General features: G+C 39.9%; 16 protein-coding genes. 13 read left to right on the plus strand and 3 right to left on the minus strand.

Annotated features, from left to right (window positions below; all coding sequences use genetic code 11):
• Positions 1–94 precede the first annotated feature (94 nt).
• From SB49_RS05890 to SB49_RS05900, 3 genes are read left to right on the plus strand one after another with little or no spacing between them, the layout of a single operon-like run.
• Positions 95–637, plus strand: coding sequence for an RNA polymerase sigma factor (locus tag SB49_RS05890; RefSeq protein WP_062054742.1), 543 nt, complete (start codon positions 95–97; stop codon positions 635–637).
• A gap of 33 nt (positions 638–670) precedes the next feature.
• On the plus strand, positions 671–1,186 hold the full coding sequence (locus tag SB49_RS05895) for a hypothetical protein (protein ID WP_062054744.1): 516 nt from the start codon (positions 671–673) through the stop codon (positions 1,184–1,186).
• Complete coding sequence (locus SB49_RS05900; RefSeq protein ID WP_062054746.1) at positions 1,176–1,625, plus strand: hypothetical protein; 450 nt, start codon at positions 1,176–1,178, stop codon at positions 1,623–1,625. The genes SB49_RS05895 and SB49_RS05900 overlap by 11 nt, the downstream gene beginning before the upstream one ends.
• Positions 1,626–1,668: 43 nt before the next feature.
• Here SB49_RS05900 and SB49_RS05905 read toward each other — a convergent pair whose 3' ends face one another.
• Complete coding sequence (locus SB49_RS05905) at positions 1,669–2,697, minus strand: WD40/YVTN/BNR-like repeat-containing protein (RefSeq protein ID WP_062054748.1); 1,029 nt, start codon at positions 2,695–2,697, stop codon at positions 1,669–1,671.
• A gap of 71 nt (positions 2,698–2,768) precedes the next feature.
• On the opposite strand from SB49_RS05905, the gene SB49_RS05910 reads away from it, so the two are divergent.
• A complete protein-coding gene (locus SB49_RS05910) occupies positions 2,769–3,980 on the plus strand; it encodes an RsmB/NOP family class I SAM-dependent RNA methyltransferase (protein WP_062054750.1) in 1,212 nt (403 codons plus the stop codon).
• Between the two features lie 79 nt (positions 3,981–4,059).
• On the opposite strand, the gene SB49_RS05915 is transcribed toward SB49_RS05910, so the two are convergent.
• On the minus strand, positions 4,060–5,664 hold the full coding sequence (locus SB49_RS05915; protein ID WP_062054752.1) for an amidohydrolase: 1,605 nt from the start codon (positions 5,662–5,664) through the stop codon (positions 4,060–4,062).
• A gap of 254 nt (positions 5,665–5,918) precedes the next feature.
• Between SB49_RS05915 and purL the strand changes: the two genes are divergently transcribed.
• The 8 genes from purL (at position 5,919) to SB49_RS05955 (ending at position 19,776) form a co-directional block, all read left to right on the plus strand.
• On the plus strand, positions 5,919–9,602 hold the full coding sequence (gene purL, locus SB49_RS05920) for a phosphoribosylformylglycinamidine synthase (RefSeq protein WP_062054754.1): 3,684 nt from the start codon (positions 5,919–5,921) through the stop codon (positions 9,600–9,602).
• A 321-nt stretch (positions 9,603–9,923) separates the two neighbouring features.
• A complete protein-coding gene (locus tag SB49_RS05925) occupies positions 9,924–11,708 on the plus strand; it encodes an AMP-dependent synthetase/ligase (protein WP_062054756.1) in 1,785 nt (594 codons plus the stop codon).
• A gap of 130 nt (positions 11,709–11,838) precedes the next feature.
• Positions 11,839–12,291 (plus strand): MarR family winged helix-turn-helix transcriptional regulator, encoded by a 453-nt coding sequence (locus SB49_RS05930; protein WP_062054758.1) that lies wholly within the window; start codon positions 11,839–11,841, stop codon positions 12,289–12,291.
• Positions 12,292–12,303: 12 nt separating this feature from the next.
• Positions 12,304–14,709, plus strand: a complete 2,406-nt coding sequence (locus SB49_RS05935; protein WP_062054760.1) for a 3-hydroxyacyl-CoA dehydrogenase/enoyl-CoA hydratase family protein — start codon at positions 12,304–12,306, stop codon at positions 14,707–14,709.
• A 41-nt stretch (positions 14,710–14,750) separates the two neighbouring features.
• Positions 14,751–15,098, plus strand: a complete 348-nt coding sequence (locus SB49_RS05940) for a four helix bundle protein (protein ID WP_062054762.1) — start codon at positions 14,751–14,753, stop codon at positions 15,096–15,098.
• Positions 15,099–15,139: 41 nt separating this feature from the next.
• The gene (locus SB49_RS05945) at positions 15,140–16,330 is read left to right on the plus strand and encodes an acetyl-CoA C-acyltransferase (RefSeq protein ID WP_062054764.1); all 1,191 of its coding nucleotides are present in this window, start codon (positions 15,140–15,142) and stop codon (positions 16,328–16,330) included.
• 72 nt (positions 16,331–16,402) lie between these two features.
• The gene (locus SB49_RS05950) at positions 16,403–18,214 is read left to right on the plus strand and encodes an acyl-CoA dehydrogenase family protein (protein ID WP_062054766.1); all 1,812 of its coding nucleotides are present in this window, start codon (positions 16,403–16,405) and stop codon (positions 18,212–18,214) included.
• Between the two features lie 113 nt (positions 18,215–18,327).
• Positions 18,328–19,776 (plus strand): pyridoxal phosphate-dependent decarboxylase family protein, encoded by a 1,449-nt coding sequence (locus SB49_RS05955; protein ID WP_062054768.1) that lies wholly within the window; start codon positions 18,328–18,330, stop codon positions 19,774–19,776.
• 78 nt (positions 19,777–19,854) lie between these two features.
• Here the strand turns inward: SB49_RS05955 and SB49_RS05960 are convergent, their stop codons facing one another.
• On the minus strand, positions 19,855–21,663 hold the full coding sequence (locus SB49_RS05960) for a glycoside hydrolase family 15 protein (protein ID WP_062054770.1): 1,809 nt from the start codon (positions 21,661–21,663) through the stop codon (positions 19,855–19,857).
• Positions 21,664–21,766: 103 nt separating this feature from the next.
• Here SB49_RS05960 and SB49_RS05965 point away from each other — a divergent pair, with 103 nt between their 5' ends.
• On the plus strand, positions 21,767–23,974 hold the full coding sequence (locus SB49_RS05965) for a bifunctional alpha,alpha-trehalose-phosphate synthase (UDP-forming)/trehalose-phosphatase (RefSeq protein WP_062054772.1): 2,208 nt from the start codon (positions 21,767–21,769) through the stop codon (positions 23,972–23,974).
• The last annotated feature ends 20 nt before the right edge of the window (positions 23,975–23,994 follow it).

The following is a 23,994-nucleotide window of genomic DNA, read 5'->3' on the forward strand; positions in this document are numbered from 1 at the left end:
CCGCGTTTAAAGGAAAATAGAGAGAATGTTTTTGATGGCAATTAAACCATTTCTGAAATATAGCGTCATATAGTTAAATGTAAACAACCACTTTTTGATATCAGAAGCATCTTTAGTAGACCAGTTAAAGGACAAGGACACCCAATCCCATGCTTTTGAGGTATTGGTCAATACCTACAAAGTGCGACTTTATTGGCATATACGCAGAATAGTACTGAACCATGACGATACGGATGATGTATTGCAGAATACCTTTATTAAGGTCTTTAAAAATATCGATGGTTTTAAAGGGGACAGCAAGCTTTTCTCCTGGATGTATAGAATTGCGACCAATGAGGCATTGAGCTTTTTAAAGGCCAAATCCAAAAAAATGGGGATTACAAGTGTGGAACTTCAGGCTCAAATAGTGGATAATTTACGGGCAGATGTTTATTTTGAAGGAGAAGATATACAGTTAAAACTTCAAAAGGCCATCGCTGAGCTTCCTGATAAACAGAAATTGGTATTTAATATGAAGTATTTTGAGGAATTGAAATACGAAGAAATTTCAGAGATTTTAGATACTTCTGTAGGAGCCTTAAAAGCATCCTATCATTTGGCATCTAAGAAAATAGAGGCATTTTTAAAAAACGATTAAACCTTTTAAAGTATTGAAGGTCAAACTAAAGGAATGAAAAAGAAAGATAAACATAGTGGTTTTAAAACTCCAGAAGGATACTTTGAAGGGTTGAGCGATTCTCTTTTGGATAAATTGAAGGATGAAAGCACGATCATACCCAAAAATGAAGGATTTGAAGTTCCGGAAGGGTATTTTGAAGGGCTGAACCGAAACATTCTTTCCAAATTAAAAGAAGAGGAGTCAAAAGTAATTCCGCTTCATCCTTATAGAAAATATTATTTTACGGCGATAGCAGTGGCCGCATCTTTGCTTTTGATCATTGGTATACAATGGAAAAAGGAGGAAACATATACTTTTGATGATCTTGCTGTTTCGGATATAGAATCCTATTTTGAATTCAATGATTATGGAATGAGCTCTTATGAAATCGCGGAAATAATGCCGATTGATGACATACATATCCAGGATATGATGCAAAATGAAATAAAAGATGAAAACATTGCCGATTACCTAAATGACAATATTGACATTTTTGAAGATTTAAATCTAGAGAACGATGAATATTAACAAATATATTGCGACGTTAGGGCTATTACTTTTTCTCACAGTTGCTTCCTTTGCACAGGATAGACCAGATAGGGAGAAAATAAAAGCGCTAAAAGTAGCCTTTATCACAGAACGATTGGACCTCAGCAGTAAAGAAGCACAATTGTTTTGGCCTATTTACAATGAGCATGAATCTAATATGGAGGACATTAGGGTAAAAGAATGGTCACAGGTACGCTATAAGATAAAGAAGGCCAATACCCTATCGGAACAAGAAGCCGATGATCTTTTGGGTTTGTATACCTCCCTGGAAAAAGAGAAACAAGATTCTTACAAACGTTTGTTCAACAAACTTAAGAATGTACTCTCCAGCAAAAAAACATTATTGCTCATCCAGAGTGAAGACGATTTTAAGCGTAAATTGATGCAGATGTACCGCCAAAAACAACGAAACAATTAACAAAAAACCTAGGTCTAGCCAAGGTTTTTTGTTAATCTGCATTTTACTTAAACGTTAATTTTGCTATTCGTCCACTTCCTGCTGCGTAGGCTATGGAATCATTTAAAAAGCGTAGGGTATAAAATGGTTCATCGGACAGTTTTTTCCAGTTTGCCCCCATATCTCCCGAGTAGGAGATACCGTTAAAACCAACAGCTACCATATCCAAACCAGCTCCGTTGGGAACAAATTGAACACAGCTCATATAGCCAGGTTCTTTACCGTCAGCCACCAATTGCCAAGTTTTACCTCCATCCTTGGTGAGCGCTTTATTGGCAATCTTATTTTCTGGCTTGGTATAATCCCCACCAATCGCAACCCCTAATTTTGAGTCAAAGAAAGCAATGGAATAGATTCCTTCGGTTTCCTTGTCTTTGAGCATAGGGGTGGTGAAAACTTCCCATGTTTTTCCCTTATCCTGGGAATAATAGATATTTCCCTTGGTAGTTGCCAGCCACGTGTTATCCCCTATCATATCTATGTTTGTATTACTGGCGGCAAAGGCCCCTTCTCCTTCGCTAGCTTTCGGCAACTCGCTACAAGGAATTTTCCTCCATGTTTTGCCTCCATCCCTAGTGATGATAATAGACATACATCCGTCCATACTATCGCCCACGGCAAGGCCTTCCTTATCGTTCCAAAACTTCATAGCATCATAAAATACCTTTTCATCCTCTTCCTTGTATACCAAATCCATATCCCCCTGATCTCCGGTCTTGTATAGCAATGCCGGATTAGATACTGATAGCATAAAAAAGTCGGTCGCCGTATGAGCCACGGCCCTAAACTGTGGGAGAATACTATCATAGGTTTGCACCTTGGTTCTTACAATGCCCTTTTTTAAATCTACTGACCCGAACGTACCTTTATCGGCCACAAAGGCTAAACTGCCATCCATGAGTTCAATGGCACGGATACTCAAGGAATCCTCATACATAGTATCTATCGTAACCGATTTAAATTGAAGGGATTTGGGCTTTTCATCACAGGAAACAAGAAACAAAAGTCCAATTATTACTGATAAATATTTCATAGGTATAAATTTCATCAAAAATAAACGGATTCCCTTCTAAAACAATACCTTTGCATCCTTAATTTTTTGGAATGCGATTACATAGAAATCTAGTATTTGGGGTTATTGATGCGTTGAACTTTATCTTTAACGAGAATGAGTATGCAGACAAGGTGGTGGAAAAGGTATTGAAGTACGATAAGCGATGGGGAGCTAGAGATAGGGCATTCATAGCTGAAACCACGTATGACATTGTACGATGGAAGCGATTATACACGGAAATTGCCGAAGTAAAGGCGCCATTCAATAGACCAGATTTATTTCGCATTTGGGCGGTTTGGGCTGTTTTGAGAGGAATAGAACTTCCTGATTGGAAACAGATAGAGCCAACTCCGACACGTAGGATAAAAGGAAAGTTTGATGAACTTTCAAAAATCAGAAAATTTAGGGAGTCTGTGCCAGACTGGTTGGATGAATTGGGTGAAGAAGCCTTGGGAGAAGAGTTGTGGACCAAAGAATTACATGCCTTAAACCAGCAGGCCGATGTTGTTTTAAGGGCAAATACGCTAAAAACAACGCCTATAAAATTGCACGATATCCTATTGGAACTCAATGTAGATACAGAATTTATCAAAGGCTATCCAAGTGCATTAAAGTTGAAGGAGCGTAGCAATGTATTTACCACCGATGCCTTTAAAGAAGGTTTATTTGAGGTTCAGGATGCATCTTCCCAATTAGTAGCTGAATTTTTAGATGTAAAACCAGGCCAGAGGGTCATTGATACCTGTGCAGGTGCCGGAGGCAAAACCCTTCATTTGGCAGCACTAATGGAAAACAAAGGTCAGCTTATTGCCCTTGACATATACTCACGCAAACTTTCTGAACTCAAAAGACGCGCCAAACGTGCCGGAGCACACAACGTAGAGACAAGGGAAATAGATTCTACCAAGGTCATCAAAAAACTGCACAATAGCGCCGATAGGGTGCTCATTGATGCACCATGTACTGGCTTGGGGGTATTGAGAAGGAATCCCGATGCCAAATGGAAAATGCAGCCCGATTTCTTGGAAAAAGTTATCGCTACGCAAAAACAAATCCTCAGTGATTACAGTAAAATGGTAAAACCAGGAGGTAAATTGGTATACGCAACCTGTTCTATCCTACCACAGGAAAATAAAGAACAAGTAAAGACATTTTTGGAATCTGAAGAAGGAAAAGATTTTATCTTAATAAGGGATAAGAACGTTTATGCCTCCGTTGAAGGTTATGATGGCTTCTACATGGCCTTATTACAACGGAAATAGAACCAATCCATTTTAAAACAAAAAAGGTATAACCGCGGTTATACCTTTTTTGTTTTTATGTGTTGTTACAATTCTTAACCTACTCTTTTAGGGTTGGATAACTTACCCCGAGTTGCTCTAGATACGTATCGTATTTATCCTCATCAAAATAAAATTGTTCCAATTGAGGTCTATATTTTTCCATTTTGTCCTGATTTAGATAGCTCGGTGGCATATCGGCTTCCGTGATCATGGGTTGGTATTTGGTTTCTTTGCTCTGTTCGTTATTGAAATAATCCCATGCCTTCGTCAATAGAACCGGCTTGAGCAAAAAATCTAAAATAGTCATCGCCTCTGCTTGTGCCCCTGCCACAACTCCCTTATGGGCTATAGGTGTGGCCATGGCGATGGCATTGCTCCAATGGTGCCCTTGCAATCCTGGTATATTGGAAGGAAAGCGCAAGGTAACGGTTGGCACCTTCCAGGAAACATCGCCTATATCGTCGGAACCTCCACTAACAGGCTCTTCCACTGGTAGCCCTAAAGGATCCAGGACCGTGTTTAGGCCCTCCAATTTATCTGAATTCACCTCCTTTTGCACGGCCTTGGCCAAAGTTTGATCGGCCTCTGACCAGGTTGGCATGCCAATTTTTTGAATATTGGAATACATGCTCTCGGCAATCACCTTATTGTAATGTCTCGGCCATGCCGTTCCTAATACCTTTGAAGTCACTTTAGTACCTGTCATCAAGGCTGCACCTTCTGCAATGTTATTGGCCTCCTTGTACATTTCCATGATGCCTTCGTAAGTAATATCCCTAAAGTAATACCAGATGGAAGCCTTGGAAGGCACTACATTTGGTTGATCTCCTGCATCTGTAAATATTGAGTGTGACCTTTTTAAGGGATGCAGGTGCTCCCTTTTATAATTCCAACCAATGTTCATTAGCTCCGCGGCGTCCAAAGCACTACGCCCCCTCCATGGGGATCCTGCCGAATGGGCAGCCTCTCCTTCAAAAGAGTATTCCACTGAGATGAGACCTGTTCCTTTTGTCGGGCCCCAGGAAACTTCAAGATTGTCCCCCACATGCGTAAAAATGCACATGTCGATATTATCAAACAGGCCATCCCTTACATACCAGGCCTTGGCTGCCACCAATTCTTCGGCAATACCCGGCCAAATAACCAAAGTGCCTTTTATGTTCTCCCGTTCCATTAGCTGCTTTACAGCTAAAGCAGATGTGATATTTAAGGGGATGCCTGAATTGTGGCCTTCCCCATGTCCCGGGGCACCATCAACTATAGGCTTATGATAGGCAACGCCCGGATACTGGGATGCCTTTGGAATACAGTCCACATCACTACCCAGGGCAATTACAGGTCCTTCGCCATTGCTCCATCTAGCAAACCAAGCGGTAGGAATCCCAGAAATGGAATTTTCAATCTCAAAACCATTTTCTTTTAGCAATCCTGTCAAATATCTGGAAGATTCTATTTCCTGAAAACCAAGTTCCGAAAAACTGAATACTTTATCGACCATGACCTGGGCCCGTTTATAATTGGCCTGAACAATTTGGGCGGCTTCGACTTTTAATTTTTCCACCTGTTTATCAGAATATTTCTTTTGGGAAAAACCAAAATTTACAATACCAATAAATAGGATAAGTAGCAATCCGCTCGTTGACTTTTTAAAATAATGTTTCATATACAGTGCTTAAGTTGATTCTAAATTTAAATAATTTATGTTCAACATTCGCTTTTAGATTTATTTCAATTTATTTAGCCAATCTTCTTTTTCAATTAGAAATATTTCTAACCTTTTAATGGAATACACCCATCTTAGCTTCATTCGATTCATTAATTAACAATTAGTGCTTATAAGTGTTCAATTTTCTGACCGGCATTTACACATAAAAAATGTAAATTTGTGCCTTGTTAAACAAACAATTTTCGAATTCCATGATTCATTTTTTCGGGGACATAAATACCAAAGTTTTTGCAGTTCAGAGCAATACTGCGCTTTCTAAAGAAGACATCTCTAAATTGACCTGGTTGTTCGGCAACCAACCTCAAATAAACACGGCGTCTCTAGACGCCTTTTTTGTTGGCCCAAGAGCAGCTATGATAACGCCTTGGAGTACAAATGCAACGGAAATAACTCAAAATATGGGTGTTTCTGGCATTATTAGGATTGAAGAATTCAAGGCCTCAGATAAAGATTCCTCGGATTTTGACCCTATGCTTTTACAAAAGTACAGCGCCTTGACCCAGGATATTTTTTCGGTAAAAATTGAGCCTGAAGCAGTCTTGGAAATCGATGATATAGCGGCCTATAATGAACAGGAAGGCTTGGCATTAAGTAGTGAAGAAGTAGATTATTTGGACCAAATGTCCAATAAAATTGGTCGAAAACTAACAGATTCAGAGGTTTTTGGATTCAGTCAGGTCAACTCAGAACATTGCAGACATAAAATTTTCAATGGGACTTTCGTCATAGATGGGGTTGAAAAACCATCCTCCTTGTTCAAACTCATAAAAAAAACATCTCAAGAACACCCAGGCGACATTATATCTGCCTATAAGGACAATGTGGCTTTTGTAAAAGGCCCAACCGTTGTACAATTTGCCCCAAAAAGTGCGGATAAACCAGATTTTTATGGGGAGAGCAACTTTGAATCTGTCATCTCTTTAAAGGCAGAGACCCACAATTTTCCCACCACTGTAGAACCTTTTAATGGTGCCGCTACAGGTGCCGGAGGAGAGATCAGGGACCGTTTGGCAGGTGGAAAAGGATCGTTGCCATTGGCCGGAACTGCAGTTTACATGACCTCCTATTCCCGTTTGGAAGAAAATAGACCTTGGGAAAAAGCCATCAAAGAGCGGGACTGGTTATACCAAACCCCAATGGATATCCTGATCAAAGCATCTAATGGTGCTTCTGATTTTGGCAATAAATTTGGACAACCCTTAATTGTAGGTTCTGTCCTTACCTTCGAACATGAAGAAGATGCAAGGACCTTAGGGTTTGACAAGGTGATTATGCAAGCTGGCGGTATTGGTTACGGAAAAATGGATCAAGCCCTTAAAGACACCCCTAAAATTGGGGATAAAATAGTTATTCTTGGTGGTGACAACTACCGGATCGGAATGGGTGGTGCAGCCGTTTCCAGTGCCGATACCGGTGAATTTGGATCTACGATTGAGCTCAATGCCATACAACGTTCCAATCCCGAAATGCAAAAACGTGCGGCAAACGCCATACGTGGGTTGGTAGAAAGTGAACATAATCCTATTGTATCCATTCATGACCACGGTGCTGGCGGGCACCTTAATTGTCTTTCCGAATTAGTGGAAGACACAGGAGGAAACATTGATCTTGACAAATTGCCCGTGGGTGACCCTACTCTTTCCGCAAAGGAAATTATCGGTAATGAATCCCAAGAGCGAATGGGATTGGTGATCGGAAAAAAAGATGTGGACATGCTTCATCGCATTGCAGATAGGGAACGTTCTCCAATGTACGAAGTAGGTGACGTTACCGGCGATAAACGCTTTACCTTCCAATCAAAAACTACTGGTGAAAAGCCAATGGATCTGGATCTTTCCGATATGTTCGGAAGCTCTCCCAAGACCATTATGACCGATACCACCATCAATCGAAAATATAAATCCCCCGAGTATTCCCTGGAACATTTCCATGAGTATTTGGGTCAGGTCCTACAACTGGAGGCCGTAGCCTGTAAAGACTGGCTGACCAATAAGGTTGACCGTTGTGTTGGAGGAAAAGTAGCCAAACAACAGTGTGCAGGACCATTACAGTTACCTTTGAACAATTGTGGGGTAATGGCCTTGGATTATAAAGGGAAAGAAGGAATTGCAACCTCCATAGGGCACTCCCCCATTTCTGGCCTTATAAATCCGGCGGCTGGTAGTAGAAATAGTATCGCCGAAGCGCTTACCAATATTATCTGGGCACCGATAAAAGATGGATTACAATCGGTTTCATTATCGGCCAACTGGATGTGGCCCTGTAAAAATGAAGGGGAAGATGCAAGATTGTATGAGGCCGTGAAAGCGATTTCAGATTTTGCCATTGCATTGGGCATCAATGTGCCCACTGGAAAGGATTCTCTTTCCATGAAGCAACGTTATAAAAACGCAGAGGTAATATCTCCTGGAACGGTTATAATTTCAGCAGCAGCCCACTGTACTGATATTACCAAGGTGGTAGAACCGGTTTTACAGAGAAATGGTGGGGATATCTATTATATCAATTTATCCCAAGACAACTTCAAATTGGGCGGCTCATCCTTTGCCCAAATACGCAATACTATTGGGGACGAAGCACCAACCGTTAAAGATGCGGAAAACTTCAAGAATACTTTTAATACCATTCAGCGTTTAATCGGGGAAGGTAAAATTATTGCAGGTCACGATGTGGCATCAGGTGGACTCATCACAACCCTTTTGGAATTGTGTTTTGCCGATACCCAATTGGGGTCCAAGTTGGATTTGAGCAGCCTGAACGAATCAGATACCATCAAATTATTATTTGCGGAAAATGCAGGTATTGTTTTTCAAGGAAAAGATGCTTCCATAGAAAAGGTATTAAAAGATGCCGGAGTGGCATTTCACAAAATAGGTTCAGTAGTAGAAGATGCTATCCTATCCATTAAAAACAATAGCGTTGAAATGGGATTAAATATCAATTCCCTTCGCGATACCTGGTTCAAAACCTCCTATTTGTTGGACAGGAAACAAACCGCCAATAACTTGGCTCAGGTTCGATACGAAAATTATAAAAACCAACCTTTACGATATAATTTTCCATCTCATTTTGATGGAAGTCTCAAAAATCTGGTTGGATCACAGGTCCCCGGTCAATCGAAAACAAAGGCAGCTATTTTAAGGGAGAAGGGAAGTAATTCTGAACGCGAAATGGCAAATGCCATGTATTTAGCTGGTTTTGACGTAAAGGATGTTCATATGACCGATCTTATCTCAGGACGTGAAACCTTAGAAGATATTCAATTTATTGGTGCCGTTGGAGGCTTCTCCAATTCGGACGTATTGGGAAGTGCCAAAGGATGGGCAGGCGCCTTTAAATACAATGAAAAAGCGAATTTGGCCCTTAAAAAATTCTTCTCCAGACCTGATACCTTATCCATAGGAATATGTAATGGTTGTCAACTATTTATGGAACTGGATCTTATCAATCCAGATCATAAGGAACATGGAAAGATGACCTATAACGATTCCAATAAACACGAAAGTGGATTTACATCAGTAGAGATACAAAAGAACAATTCAGTAATGCTTTCTTCTTTGGAAGGCGCCAATCTTGGAGTTTGGATCTCACATGGGGAAGGAAAATTTAAATTACCAATGTCGAAAGAGAACTATGAGATCGTAGCCAATTACGGTCATGAAGGCTATCCTGCCAACCCCAATGGATCAGATTACAATACCGCTATGCTTTGTGATAAAACTGGAAGGCATTTAGTAACTATGCCCCACATAGAACGTTCTATATTCCAATGGAACTGGGCACACTATCCTGCAGGAAGAAAAGACGAAGTATCCCCATGGTTGGAGGCTTTTGTCAATGCAAGAAAGTGGGTAGAAACACAAAAGAAAAGTTAGTCATATTCTTTCTAAGAAAATGATGGTGTACAAAAAGGCCGATGTTTCAACGTCGGCCTTTTTCAATTAAATGGATCTTAAATGTGGTTTATTCTTCGGGGGAATAAAAAAAATACGCCCATAGATAAAAAAAATTACAGTCTTAGTAGGTTAGATATAATCACCTCTTATTTAAAGGCTTAGAAAAGCCAAGAGATATTATTTTCACAATTGGACTAGTTGGAATCTAAGAATTCATTAATATTATAACCTATAATATATGAATGTCATTTTAAAAAACCGTTCCCTTTTCTTAATTTGGCAATACGTTTAGATAAAAATATGCAAACAATCACTCGCCTTTTTGACTTTCCCTATTATCAATTGGAGAAATATAATTTAGAAAAGTCCTTAGTTACCAAATATGATGGAGAATGGATTGCCACTTCCACCAAGGAATATATCGATAAAGCAAATACGGTTAGTCGTGCCCTACTGAGACTGGGTGTGAAACCGAATGATAAGATCGCAGTTATTTCATTGAGCAATAGGACCGAATGGAATATCATGGATGTTGGTATCTTACAGTTGGGTGCCCAAAACGTACCTATATATCCTACGATTTCAGAAGAAGATTATAAATATGTACTAAACCATTCGGAAGCAAAATATTGTTTCGTCTCTTGTAACGAGGTATATAATAAGGTTAAAGCGGTAAAAGGAGATACACCACATTTATTGGACGTTTACTCATTTGACTCCATATCGGATTGTAAAAACTGGAACGAAATCTTGGAATTAGGAGCCGACACTTCCAACCAAGCTGAAGTAGACGCCTTAAAAGATCAAGTACAGCCACATGACCTTGCCACATTGATCTATACCTCAGGAACTACAGGAAGGCCCAAAGGGGTTATGTTGTCCCATGACAACGTTGTGAGCAATGCTATAGAAAGTTCAAAACGATTTCCAATTATGGATGGAAAAGCCAAGGCTTTGAGTTTTCTTCCGGTATGCCATATTTATGAAAGAATGATCATGTACCTCTACCAATACAGAGGTGTAAGCATCTATTTCGCAGAATCAATTGAAAAGATCAGTGACAACCTCAAAGAGACCGAACCTCATGTTATGACAGCCGTTCCCAGGCTCTTGGAAAAGGTTTACGATAAAATAATTGCCAAGGGAACAGAACTGGGTGGTATCAAAAAGAAGCTGTTCTTCTGGGCTGTGGATGTTGGATTGAAGTATGAGCCCTATGGACAAAATGGTTGGTTTTATGAACAAAAATTAGCTTTGGCTCGCAAACTTATTTTTAGCAAATGGAAGGCTGGACTTGGGGGCAATTTAGATCTTATCGCTTCAGGTAGTGCAGCTTTACAACCTAGATTGGCCAGAATTTTCAATGCGGCCGAAATGGGGGTTATGGAAGGCTATGGTCTTACGGAAACATCTCCGGTGGTTTCGGTGAACGATATGCGCAATGGTGGTTTTAAGATTGGTACCGTTGGGAAATTGATAGAACGTACAGAAGTAAAAATTGCCAAAGATGGAGAAATCTGTGTCAAAGGACCACAGGTAATGCTCGGTTATTATAAAGAAACAGAAAAAACCGAGGAGGTACTCATAGATGGTTATTTCCACACGGGGGACATTGGTGAATTGGATTCAGAAGGGTTTTTGAAAATCACGGACCGTAAGAAAGAAATGTTTAAAACCTCCGGCGGTAAATATGTGGCACCCCAACTTTTGGAAAACAGATTTAAACAGTCGCGCTTTATTGAACAGATCATGGTGGTGGGCGAAGGAGAAAAAATGCCTGCCGCACTAATTCAACCCGATTTTGAATTTGTTAGAAATTGGGCAAAGCTGCACGAAATAACAGTTGGCGACAATAAAGACTTAGTGACCAATAAAAAGGTTGTTGAAAGATTCCAAGAAGAAGTAGACCTGGCCAACGAAAATTTTGCCAAATGGGAAAAAGTGAAGCAGTTCCGCCTAACTCCAGAAGCTTGGACCATTGAAGGAGGCCATGTAACTCCGACGCTAAAATTAAAGCGGAAAATAATAAAGGAAAAATATTTGAATCTTTACCATGAGATCTATGGCAATCCAGATGCCAGATAAATTAAATCACACCCTTAAATACCCCTATTGCTTTAGGGGTATTTTTTTACCCTTCATTTATATTTTTTAATAAAATTTATTATGCATGCATAATAAATTTTATTATATTTGGTAATCTATCAAAAATTAAATGAAGGACATTACTGTAGATTATGCACTAAGAGCAACCTGGCAGGCAGTCACCAAAATGTATAACGAAGAAGCTAAAAACTATGACACTACCATGGCTATAGGTTTCACGTTGCTCAGCATTGACCCAAAGACCGGTACGCCTTCTACTGCTTTAGGACCAAAAATGGGAATGGAGGCAACTTCACTCTCTAGGATAATAAAGAGTATTGAGTCCAAAGGATTGATAGAGCGCAAACCCAACCCAGAAGATGGCAGGGGCGTCCTTATTCATTTGACCCCACTAGGCTTAGAGAAAAGAAAATTATCAAAAGAGGTGGTCATGCGCTTCAATGAAGTGGTTAAGCTCAATATCCCAAACGAAAAACTTCAGCATTTTTTTGAGGTAACGGATTCAATCAACAAATTGATTGCAGAAAAAAAAGTCTATATAAAAAATTCAACAACCAAATAATTCTATTTATTGATGAACAAGCATATTAAAAAGGTAGCGGTAATTGGTTCTGGTATTATGGGAAGTGGTATCGCGTGCCATTTCGCAAATATTGGCGTAGAGGTATTGTTACTGGACATTGTACCAAGAGAATTAACCGATAAAGAAAAAGCCAAGGGACTGAGCTTGGAAGATAAAGTGGTTCGCAACAGACTTGTGAACGATTCGCTAACTTCCTCGTTAAAGTCCAAGCCCTCCCCTATTTATCACCAAGATTTTGCAAGTCGGATTCAAACGGGTAACCTTGAGGACGACATTGCCAAGGTGGGCAAGGTAGATTGGATCATTGAAGTTGTTGTAGAACGATTGGATATCAAAAAGAAGGTTTTTGAGAATTTAGAGAAGTATAGAACACCGGGAACTTTGATAACCTCCAATACTTCTGGGATACCGATCAAATTTATGAGTGAAGGTAGAAGTGACGACTTCCAGAAACATTTTTGTGGTACCCACTTTTTTAATCCTGCGAGATATTTAAAGTTGTTTGAAATAATTCCCGGACCAAATACTTCGCCCGAGGTATTGGCTTTCTTAAATGGTTACGGTGAAAAGTTCTTAGGTAAGACTTCTGTTGTTGCCAAGGATACCCCAGCATTTATAGGAAATAGAATTGGGATATTCAGCATACAGAGTCTGTTTCATATGGTTAAGGAAATGGACCTTACCGTTGAAGAAGTAGATAAATTAACAGGTCCCGTGATTGGTCGCCCTAAGTCGGCAACTTTCCGTACGGTAGACGTTGTTGGTTTGGATACCTTGGTACATGTTGCCAATGGGATTCATGATAACTGCAAGAAAGATGAGCGTTTGGAACTTTTTAAATTACCAGACTTCATTGACACCATGATGAAAAACAATTGGCTGGGAAGTAAGACAGGCCAAGGTTTTTATAATAAAACTAGAAATGCAGATGGATCAAGTGAGATTAAGACACTAGATCTAAATACAATGGAATACAGGGCCAATAAAAGGGCAAGTTTTGCCACTTTGGAATTGACCAAGACCATAGATAGAGTAGCTGACAGATTTAAAGTGTTGGTCAGCGGTAAGGACAAAGCAGGTGAGTTTTACAGAAAAAGTTTTGCTGCCCTCTTTGCTTATGTATCGCATAGAATTCCAGAAATCACCGATGAGCTTTATAAGATTGATGATGCCATGAAAGCTGGTTTTGGATGGGAACACGGTCCATTCCAGATCTGGGATGCCGTTGGATTGGAAAAAGGATTGGAGATGATTAAGGCAGAAGGTTTGGAGCCTGCTGCATGGGTCCATGAAATGAAAGCTGCCAGCGTCACTTCTTTTTATGCCGTAAAAGAGGGATCAACATACTATTATGATATCCCTAAAAAAACAGTGGAAAAAATTCCTGGTCAGGATGCCTTTATCATATTGGACAATATCCGAAAGACCAAGGAGGTATTTAAAAATAGCGGTGTGGTTATTGAAGATTTGGGAGACGGCATTTTAAATGTAGAATTCCAATCCAAAATGAATACCATAGGTGGCGATGTTTTGGCCGGACTTAATAAAGGAATCGATCTTGCGGAAAAAGATTTCCAAGGATTGGTGGTCGGAAACCAAGCCGCTAATTTTTCTGTTGGCGCTAATATCGGAATGATATTTATGATGGCCGTAGAGCAGGAATATGATGAATTGAACATGGCCATAAAAATGTTTCAGGACACCATGATGCGCATGCGATATTCATCTATCCCGACCATTGCAGCACCACATGGCATGGCTTTGGGAGGAGGTTGCGAACTTTCGTTGCATGCCGATAAGGTAGTAGCTGCAGCTGAAACCTATATGGGTCTGGTAGAATTTGGTGTAGGTGTGATCCCTGGAGGAGGTGGCTCCAAGGAAATGGCCTTGAGGGCTTCTGATACTTTCAAAAAAAATGACGTAGAATTAAACGTGCTTCAAGAATATTTCTTGACCATTGGCATGGCAAAAGTTTCTACTTCCGCTTACGAGGCCTTTGATATGGGTATTCTTCAAAAGGGGAAAGATGTGGTTGTTGTAAATAAAGACCGACAATTAGCGATAGCAAAAGCCCATGCCAAACTAATGGCTGAAGCAGGGTATACACAACCTCCAAAACGTACCGATGTAAAAGTATTAGGTAAACAAGCTTTAGGAATGTTTTTGGTAGGAACAGACGCTATGCAAGTTGGAAAATATATTTCCGAACACGACAAAAAAATTGCCAACAAGCTGGCCTATGTAATGGCTGGTGGCGACTTATCCGAGGCAACCCTGGTAAGTGAGCAATATCTATTGGATTTGGAACGGGAAGCCTTTTTATCACTCTGTACGGAACGTAAAACCTTGGAACGGATCCAACATATGTTAAAAACTGGAAAACCATTACGAAACTAGATAAACTAGAATTGGGATATCAGTATTAAGTAGTCAGACAAATGCATAAAATAGAAGATTTAAAAATTTGGAGAAAGTCGATTTTATTGACTAAATCCGTGTATGATCTTTTAAGTGAATTGTCTTCTGACGAAAAATATGGTTTAATATCCCAAGTAAAACGTAGCTCCGTTTCTATACCTTCCAATATAGCAGAAGGGGCCGGTAGAAATTCGAATAAAGAATTTAAACACTTTTTAAGTATTGCCAATGGTTCTAGTTATGAACTTCAAACACAGCTAATACTATTAATAGAACTAAATCTAATTCATAAAGAAAAAATTCAACCAGTAATTGATTCTTGTATTGAAATTCAAAAAATGAATTATTCATTTCAACAAAAATTATAAATCTCAATACAAAAATCTAAATACTCAATACTTTACCAAAAATGAAAACAGCATATATAGTTAAAGCCTACAGAACTGCAGTAGGGAAAGCACCAAAAGGCGTATTCCGATTCAAAAGACCGGATGAATTGGCTGCGGAAACCATCGAACATATGATGAAGGAGGTTCCGCAATTGGATAAAAAACGAATTGATGATGTAATGGTGGGCAATGCCATGCCCGAAGCTGAACAAGGGTTGAATGTTGCTCGATTAATTTCCCTAATGGGATTAAACATCGATGATGTTCCCGGGGTTACCGTAAATAGGTATTGTGCTTCCGGAATAGAAACTATCGGAATCGCAACAGCAAAAATCCAATCAGGAATGGCCGATTGTATTATAGCAGGGGGTGCGGAAAGCATGAGTTACATTCCCATGGGCGGATATAAGCCCACTCCTGATTATGCAGTGGCCAAAGAAGGGCACGAAGACTACTATTGGGGTATGGGACTAACAGCTGAAGCTGTTGCGGAACAATTTAAGGTATCCCGAGAGGATCAGGATGAATTCGCCTACAATTCCCACATGAAAGCCTTAAAAGCTCAAGCAGAAGACCGTTTTAAAGAACAAATAGTCCCTATTACCGTGGAGCATACATTTGTAAATGAAAGCGGGAAAAAAGAAACTAAGAATTATACTGTCACCAAGGATGAAGGCCCAAGAGCAGACACCTCTTTAGCAGTTTTAAACAAGTTACGACCTGTATTTGCCGCCAATGGATCGGTGACCGCTGGTAACTCCTCACAAATGAGTGATGGTGCAGCATTTGTACTTGTAATGAGCGAGGAAATGGTGAAGGAACTCAATTTAGAGCCTATCGCAAGACTGGTTAATTATGCCGCTGCTGGTGTGGAGCCTAGAATTATGGGAATAGGACCTGTAAAGGCTATTCCAAAGGCATTGAAACAAGCAGGTTTGAAACAAGAGGATGTTGAATTGATAGAATTGAACGAAGCTTTTGCTTCTCAATCGTTAGCGGTTATTAGGGAGTTAAAACTCAATCCAGATATTGTAAATGTCAACGGCGGGGCTATTGCCCTAGGCCATCCATTGGGTTGTACAGGTGCCAAATTATCGGTACAGTTATTTGATGAAATGCGCAAGCGTAACATGAAAGGAAAATACGGCATGGTGACTATGTGTGTTGGAACCGGACAAGGCGCTGCAGGGATTTTTGAATTTTTGAATTAATAATTAATCGATTTGATAGCTTCTGGTTTTATCGAGAACCATCCGCTACTCTAAGTAATTAAACATAAAAAAATGAGCACAGAAACTATAAAAAAAGACCTATTGCGAGGCGGACAATTCCTTGTAAAAGAAACCAAATGCGAGGATATATTTACTCTGGAGGATTTATCCGAAGAGCAGAAAATGATGCGCGATAGCACCAAAGAATTTGTAGATAGGGAACTATGGGCACACTGGGAGCGTTTTGAAAAGAAAGATTACGCCTTTACAGAGGAATGCATGCGTAAAGCAGGTGAACTTGGCCTATTGAGCGTTGCGGTTCCTGAATCTTATGGCGGAATGGGAATGGGATTTGTTTCCACTATGCTTGTTTGTGATTACATTTCAGGAGCTACAGGTTCATTCAGTACAGCCTTTGGTGCCCATACAGGAATCGGGACTATGCCCATTACATTATATGGGACAGAGGAACAAAAACAGAAATACGTACCAAGACTAGCATCAGGAGAATGGTTTGGGGCCTATTGCCTTACAGAACCGGGAGCAGGTTCTGATGCCAATTCGGGAAAGACCAAAGCAGTTTTATCGGAAGATGGAAAGTACTATAACATCACTGGACAGAAAATGTGGATCTCCAATGCGGGATTCTGTAATCTGTTCATTGTTTTTGCCCGCATAGAAAATGACAAAAATATCACTGGATTTATTGTTGAAAATGACCCGAGTAATGGAATTTCCATGGGTGAGGAAGAAAAGAAATTAGGAATACACTCCTCTTCTACCCGTCAGGTGTTTTTCAATGATACTAAAGTGCCCGTTGAAAATATGCTTTCAACTAGAGGAAACGGATTTAAAATTGCGATGAACGCTTTAAATGTTGGGCGTATCAAATTGGCCGCTGCCTGTCTGGAGGCTCAAAGAAGAGTAATTGATGAGGCAACCAAATATGCCAATGAACGTATCCAATTTAAAACCCCTATCATTAATTTTGGGGCCATAAAAGCAAAAATAGCCAATATGGCTACCAACTGCTATGCAGATGAATCTGCCAGTTATAGGGCGGCTAAAAACATTGAAGATCGTATAGCCATTCGTGAAGCGGAAGGTAACTCACACCAAGAGGCAGAGTTGAAAGGGGTAGAAGAATACGCCATTGAATGCTCCATACTCAAGGTTGCCGTTTCAGAAGATGTTCAGAACACCTCGGATGAAGGTATTCAAATTTTTGGTGGAATGGGATTCTCCGCAGATACTCCAATGGAATCCGCTTGGAGGGATGCCCGAATTTCTAGAATATATGAAGGAACCAATGAAATCAACCGAATGTTGGCAGTTGGCATGTTGGTTAAAAAAGCCATGAAAGGCCATGTTGATCTTTTAGGACCTGCTACCAAGGTTGGTGAAGAGCTTATGGGGATTCCATCCTTTGAAACTCCTGATTACTCTGAACTTTTTGCTGAGGAAAAAGATGTGTTGGCAAGATTGAAAAAAGTATTCTTGATGGTTGCAGGGGCTGCAGTTCAAAAATATGGACCAGAATTGGAGAACCACCAACAACTTATGTTGTCAGCCTCTGATATACTTATTGAGGTCTATATGGCAGAGTCAACCCTTTTGAGAACTGAAAAGAATGCCAAACGTTTTGGGGAAGATGCCCAAGCCACTCAAATAGCAATGTCCAAGTTGTATCTGTATACAGCCGTTGATACTATTATCCAAAAAGGTAAAGAAGCTATCGTTTCTTTTGCGGAAGGTGATGAACAACGCATGATGTTGATGGGCTTAAAACGTTTCACCAAATACACTAACCAACCCAACGTGGTGGCACTTCGCACCCAGATCGCTGATCAGGTTGCAGCTGCTAACGGGTATACCTTTGACTAATTCAAATTGATGCTTTGACCTAACGGTCAACTTAAAACCGCTCCCTATCAGGAGCGGTTTTTTTTTATAAAAAAAGGGTTGTTTTCCTATATGGAACGACCTAATTTTATAAAATGAAGAACCACCTCTTACACAAAGCATATGACCCAGAGGAATTCAGGTCAATGGCACATCAATTGGTAGACCAATTGGCAGATCATTTGGGGAACACCACCCAAGAAAAATCCGAGAAGACTATTACCTGGAATACCCCTAAGGACGAGCATGAATTTTGGTCGGACTATCTAAAAAACGGTGATTCTAAGGAATTATTTCCAGAGGTTCTGAAACATACGATCCACATCCACCATCCCAAATATATGGGGCACCAAGTGGCTCCTCCGCTTCCCATAAGCTCATTATCTGCTATAGTAGCTTCGGTATTGAACAATGGGATGGCCGTTTATGAAATGGGAATGGCTCCAACAGCAATGGAGCGGATAATTACGGATTTTATCTGCAAAAAAATAGGGTACGATTCCAAATCAAACGGATTCTTGACCTCAGGTGGAACCCTAGCCAACCTCACTGCCCTCCTCTCTGCCCGTAAAGTCAAGCTATCCCACAATGTTTGGAATGAGGGACATAGCGAACGTCTGGGCATAATGGTAAGTGAAGAGGCTCATTACTGCGTGGATAGAGCAGCCAGAATTATGGGCCTAGGAGAAGATGGAATCATAAAAATTCCGGCTAACAAAGATTTTACACTAGATACCAAGCTTTTGGAAACCTATTACCTGAAAGCACAAAATGCCGGTATCAAAATATTTGCCATTATAGGCAGTGCCCCTTCCACCTCAACGGGGATTTTTGATGATCTGGAAGCTATAGCCAAATTTAGTCAAAAACATGACCTTTGGTTCCATGTAGATGGTGCCCATGGGGGAGCAACCATATTCTCTAAAACATATAGATATATGGTCAAAGGAATAGAAATGGCAGATTCCGTGGTCATCGATGGTCACAAAATGATGATGATGCCTGCATTGACCACTGCCCTTCTTTTCAAAGATGGGACCAATTCACATACTACTTTTAGCCAAAAAGCCGATTACCTATTGGAACAATCTGTTGAGGAAGATTGGTACAATTTGGCAAAGCGTACTTTTGAATGCACCAAGACCATGATGAGCCTACATTGGTTTACACTATTAAAGACCTATGGAGAGGCCATATTTGATGATAATGTGACCACTTTGTACAACTTGGGACATCAGTTTGCCGAAATTATCAAAGAAAACAAAAGCTTTGAAATAGCGGTGGAACCAATGAGCAATATTGTTTGTTTTAGATATGTAGACAAATCTTTGGATGATAAATCTTTGAATCGTATCAATGAGAAAGTACGCCATGCCCTCCTGGAAGAGGGTGAGTTTTATATTGTACAGACCAAATTAAGGGGCATTCATTATTTAAGGACAACACTGATGAATCCATTCACTACCCCAAGTCATTTAAAAGACCTTTTAGATAAGATTAAAACATTGGCAGATTCGATTATATCACAACCAAAAGACACATAAAAACCCCCTTGATAAGGGGGTTTCAATTCAGTTTCTTCTAAAAATCATATCCTCAAAAATAGAGGGTAATCAAAAGCGTTATTCCTTGTGCACAAAGGATTCTTTAATAGTGGCTTCACTATCTTTTTTGGAAAAATTAATGGCACATTCTATCAAAGCCAAATGGGAATAGGCCTGTGGGAAATTCCCCAACAATCGTTTGGTTTTAAAATCGATATCCTCGCTAAATAGTCCCAAATGGTTACTATAGGACAACAATTTTTCAAAATGTTTAATTGCTTTTTCTTCCTCCCCTATCTTAAACAAACTATTTATGAACCAAAAAGTACAGATAGTAAATGAAGAAGATGGCAGTCCAAAATCGTCCTCATTCTTATAACGGTACATTAATCCTTCATGGCTCAATTCTTTCTCTATGGCTTTTACGGTACTCATAAATTTTGGATCCTTTGCCTTAATAAAACCGTAGGATTCCATAAGAAGAACTGAAGCATCAAGATCTGGGGAACCATAGGACTGGGTAAAGGATTGCTTTTCCTCGTTCCATGCATTGTCATAAATATCCTGTCTGATCTCTTGTTCCAAGACCTTCCATTTTTTAATCTTATGTTTCTTTCCTAATATTTCGGCAACTTTAATCGCCCTATCCAAGGCAACCCAACACAATATTTTTGAAAACGTAAAATGTCGATCTTCAGTACGGAATTCCCAAATCCCCTTATCCGGTTCCTGCCAATGGTTGTTCACAATCCAAACGATACCTTTAGTAATGGTCCACAGCTCTTCCCCATTGTCTATATCGGTATCAAACATTACCAATTGTTCATAAATCACATCCATCAAAATTCCATAAATATCATTTTGACGTTGTTTGTAGGCTGCATTTCCCACACGTACCGGCTTGGATCCCTTGTAACCCTCTAAATGGTCCAACGTCTCCTCGGTCAGTTTTTTCTCCTTATTGATCCCGTACATGATCTGTAACTTTTCGTCCTTATCAGGGATAAGATCGATAATAAACTGAAGATATCTTTTGGCCACATTCTTATGTCCTAGCTCAGAAACTACCTTGATGACCATTGAGGCATCCCTTATCCAGCAAAATCGATAATCCCAGTTGCGGACCTCTCCAATGGTTTCCGGCAAAGACGTGGTAGCAGCAGCCAATACAGCTCCTGTCTTGTCATAACTTAACAATTTTAAGGTAAGGGCACTACGAATAATCTGATCATTGAATTTTTTATATGTGGGCGTGCGTTCCACCCAGTTTAACCAATATACCTTTGTGCGTTGTAAGAGCAGGTATATTTTTTTAGTGTCCGGTAAAAATATCTTCTCATTGTACCCCAACAAGAAATATCCTGATTCCTTAAGTTCTATTTCTTCACCGTTAACGACCTTTTCTTTGTCAAAGGAGGTATACAGAAATACAGTGTCAAACTTTACGGTATGCGTAAGGCTGGCAATAAAATCGGGTTTAATATAGGTAGACGTTTCCCCTTGGGCATATTCCAACTTGGGATTATAGACCACCTTAAATTTGGGGCTTCCCGATATATACTTGATATACCTTACAATCTCTGGAGGGGTATGGCATCCACCATCTTCACTATAATATCGGGGCATAAAGTCGTGAACTTCAAAAATATTCTTGTTATCGGAAAAGGTGGTGACGAGAATACAGGTGTTTTCTTCATATTGTTGGTGAACGGTATATGAGTCATCGACCGATATCTCAAAACTCCCCCCTATTTTATCATCCAATATTTTGGCGAATACCGATGACGAGTCAAATTCCGGTAAACAACACCAATCCAATGAACCATTCTTGGAAATAAGGGCAGCGCTCCTACAATTTCCTATTATTCCGTAGTCTAAATTATCCATATCTTAAATTAGCAGTATTTACAACACTTAAAGTTGCTTATACTATTCGTTTTCCCGAAATTTAGTAAAAAATAGAGCTATCTAATCCAAAATCTAACGTTTTATGGGCAAAACTATCATAATCTCAAATAGACTACCTGTTCAATTACAAATTGACAATGATAGCATCACTGCGATACCAAGTGTAGGTGGGTTGGCTACAGGAATGAAGTCCGTACATTCTGGAAGTGATAGCCTTTGGATAGGTTGGAGTGGTTTGACCGAGGAGGAGATTTCCGAAGATTTGGAGCCTAAGATAGATAAGGCCCTAAAGGAGAATGGCTGCTCTAAAGTAAGTCTGACCAGTGAAGAAATTGATGGTTTCTACTATGGCTTTAGCAACCGTACCATATGGCCCTTATTTCATTATTTTTTGGAATATTCAGAGTTTGAAACGGATAGTTGGAATACTTATAAAGCTGTAAACCAAAAATTTGCCGACGCTATTTTAGAAAAGGCAGATGACGATGACGTGATCTGGGTACATGACTATCAGTTAATGCTCGTCCCGGAAATGGTCAAGGAAAAACGCCCCAATACCTCTATAGGCTTCTTTTTACATATTCCTTTTCCCTCTTATGAAATATTCAGGACATTGCCCTGGAGGAAAGAAGTTTTAAGGGGATTATTGGGATCTGACCTTATTGGATTCCACACCTATGATTATGAACGTCATTTTTTAAGTTCCGTTAGAAGACTCTTAGGATTAGAAGTAAGTTTTAATGAAATAAATCTCGAGGATAGGGTCATCAAGGTAGACTCCTTCCCTATGGGAATAGATTATAAAAAATTTAGTGATGCGGCTAGCAAGCATGAGAAAAACACTGCCGACAAACAATCAGAATTACAGCGACGACTCAACGTTCATAAAGAGTCGACCCCAGATGCCAAACTGATCCTATCCATAGATAGGTTGGATTATTCCAAAGGTATCGCCAAACGATTAAATGCTTTTGAATATTTCCTTAAAAAGCATCCAGAATACCAGGAAAAGGTGAGGCTTATAATTCTCGCCGTCCCCTCGAGGTCCAACGTTCCACAATATCAACTCTTAAAAAAAGAAATCGATGAATTGGTGGGCAGAATCAATGGGGAATTTGCCACAGTAAGCTGGACACCCATTTGGTATTATTATAGGTCCATGCCCTTTGAAAATTTGATCGACCTGTATACCTCCAGTGACATTGCCCTATTAACTCCGATCCGGGACGGGATGAATTTGGTAGCGAAAGAGTATATCGCCACAAGGACAGATAAAACAGGAGTATTGATTTTAAGTGAGATGGCCGGTTCTGCCAATGAAATGAACGAATCCTTACTCATTAACCCTAACAATTTTGATCAAATATCAGATGCCCTGATTCAGGCCATTAAAATGCCCAGGGAAGAACAGATAGCCCGAAATAGCATTTTACAGAAGCGTTTGGAACGCTATAACGTAGAAAAATGGGCCAATGATTTTATGAAATCTCTGTTAGAGCAAAGAGAAATCAAACATAAGTACATTTCCAAACTACTTTCCAAAGAAACCTTGGATGATGTCATAGATAAGTACCATTCTGCGAAGAAAAAATTATTGTTCTTCGATTATGATGGTACACTGTCCGGATTTCATGTAGACCCACAGAAAGCGGGACCAGATGAAGATTTATACAACCTATTGGACAAAATTAGCGCCCAGGAAAATACTGATGTCTATTTGATCAGTGGACGTGACACAGGTACCTTCGAAAGATGGTTCCTGCACAAAAAATATAATATGATTGCGGAACACGGGGTATGGCTTTCCAAAGACGGTGGTGATTTTACACTATTAGAACAGATCAAAAATGATTGGATGCCCAAAATAAGACCTGTATTGGAATCGTTCGTTGATAGAACACCCGGGGCCTTTATAGAAGAAAAAACGTATTCCTTGGCCTGGCATTACAGAAATACGGATCCTGACTTTGGAAATAAAAGGGCCACTGAACTGACTACCGTTCTGACCAGTCTCATTGGCAATGATAACCTTACGGTACTTTCAGGAAACAAGGTTTTGGAAATAAAGAACAGCGGTGTAAACAAGGGACGTGCCGCAATAAAAATGCTTACCGGCAATGAATACGATTTTATATTTGCCATTGGCGACGATTGGACCGATGAGTATATGTTTGAGGAATTACCGGAAGATGCTGTTACCGTTAAGGTGGGAATGCAAAAAACACAAGCCAAATATTATGTGGAAAACACCAAAAAAGTTAGGGATCTTTTGAATAGATTTATAAAATAGTTTTCTACAATCCACATACC

It is taken from the genome of Sediminicola sp. YIK13 (assembly GCF_001430825.1).
In the GTDB taxonomy this organism is placed as follows: domain Bacteria; phylum Bacteroidota; class Bacteroidia; order Flavobacteriales; family Flavobacteriaceae; genus Sediminicola.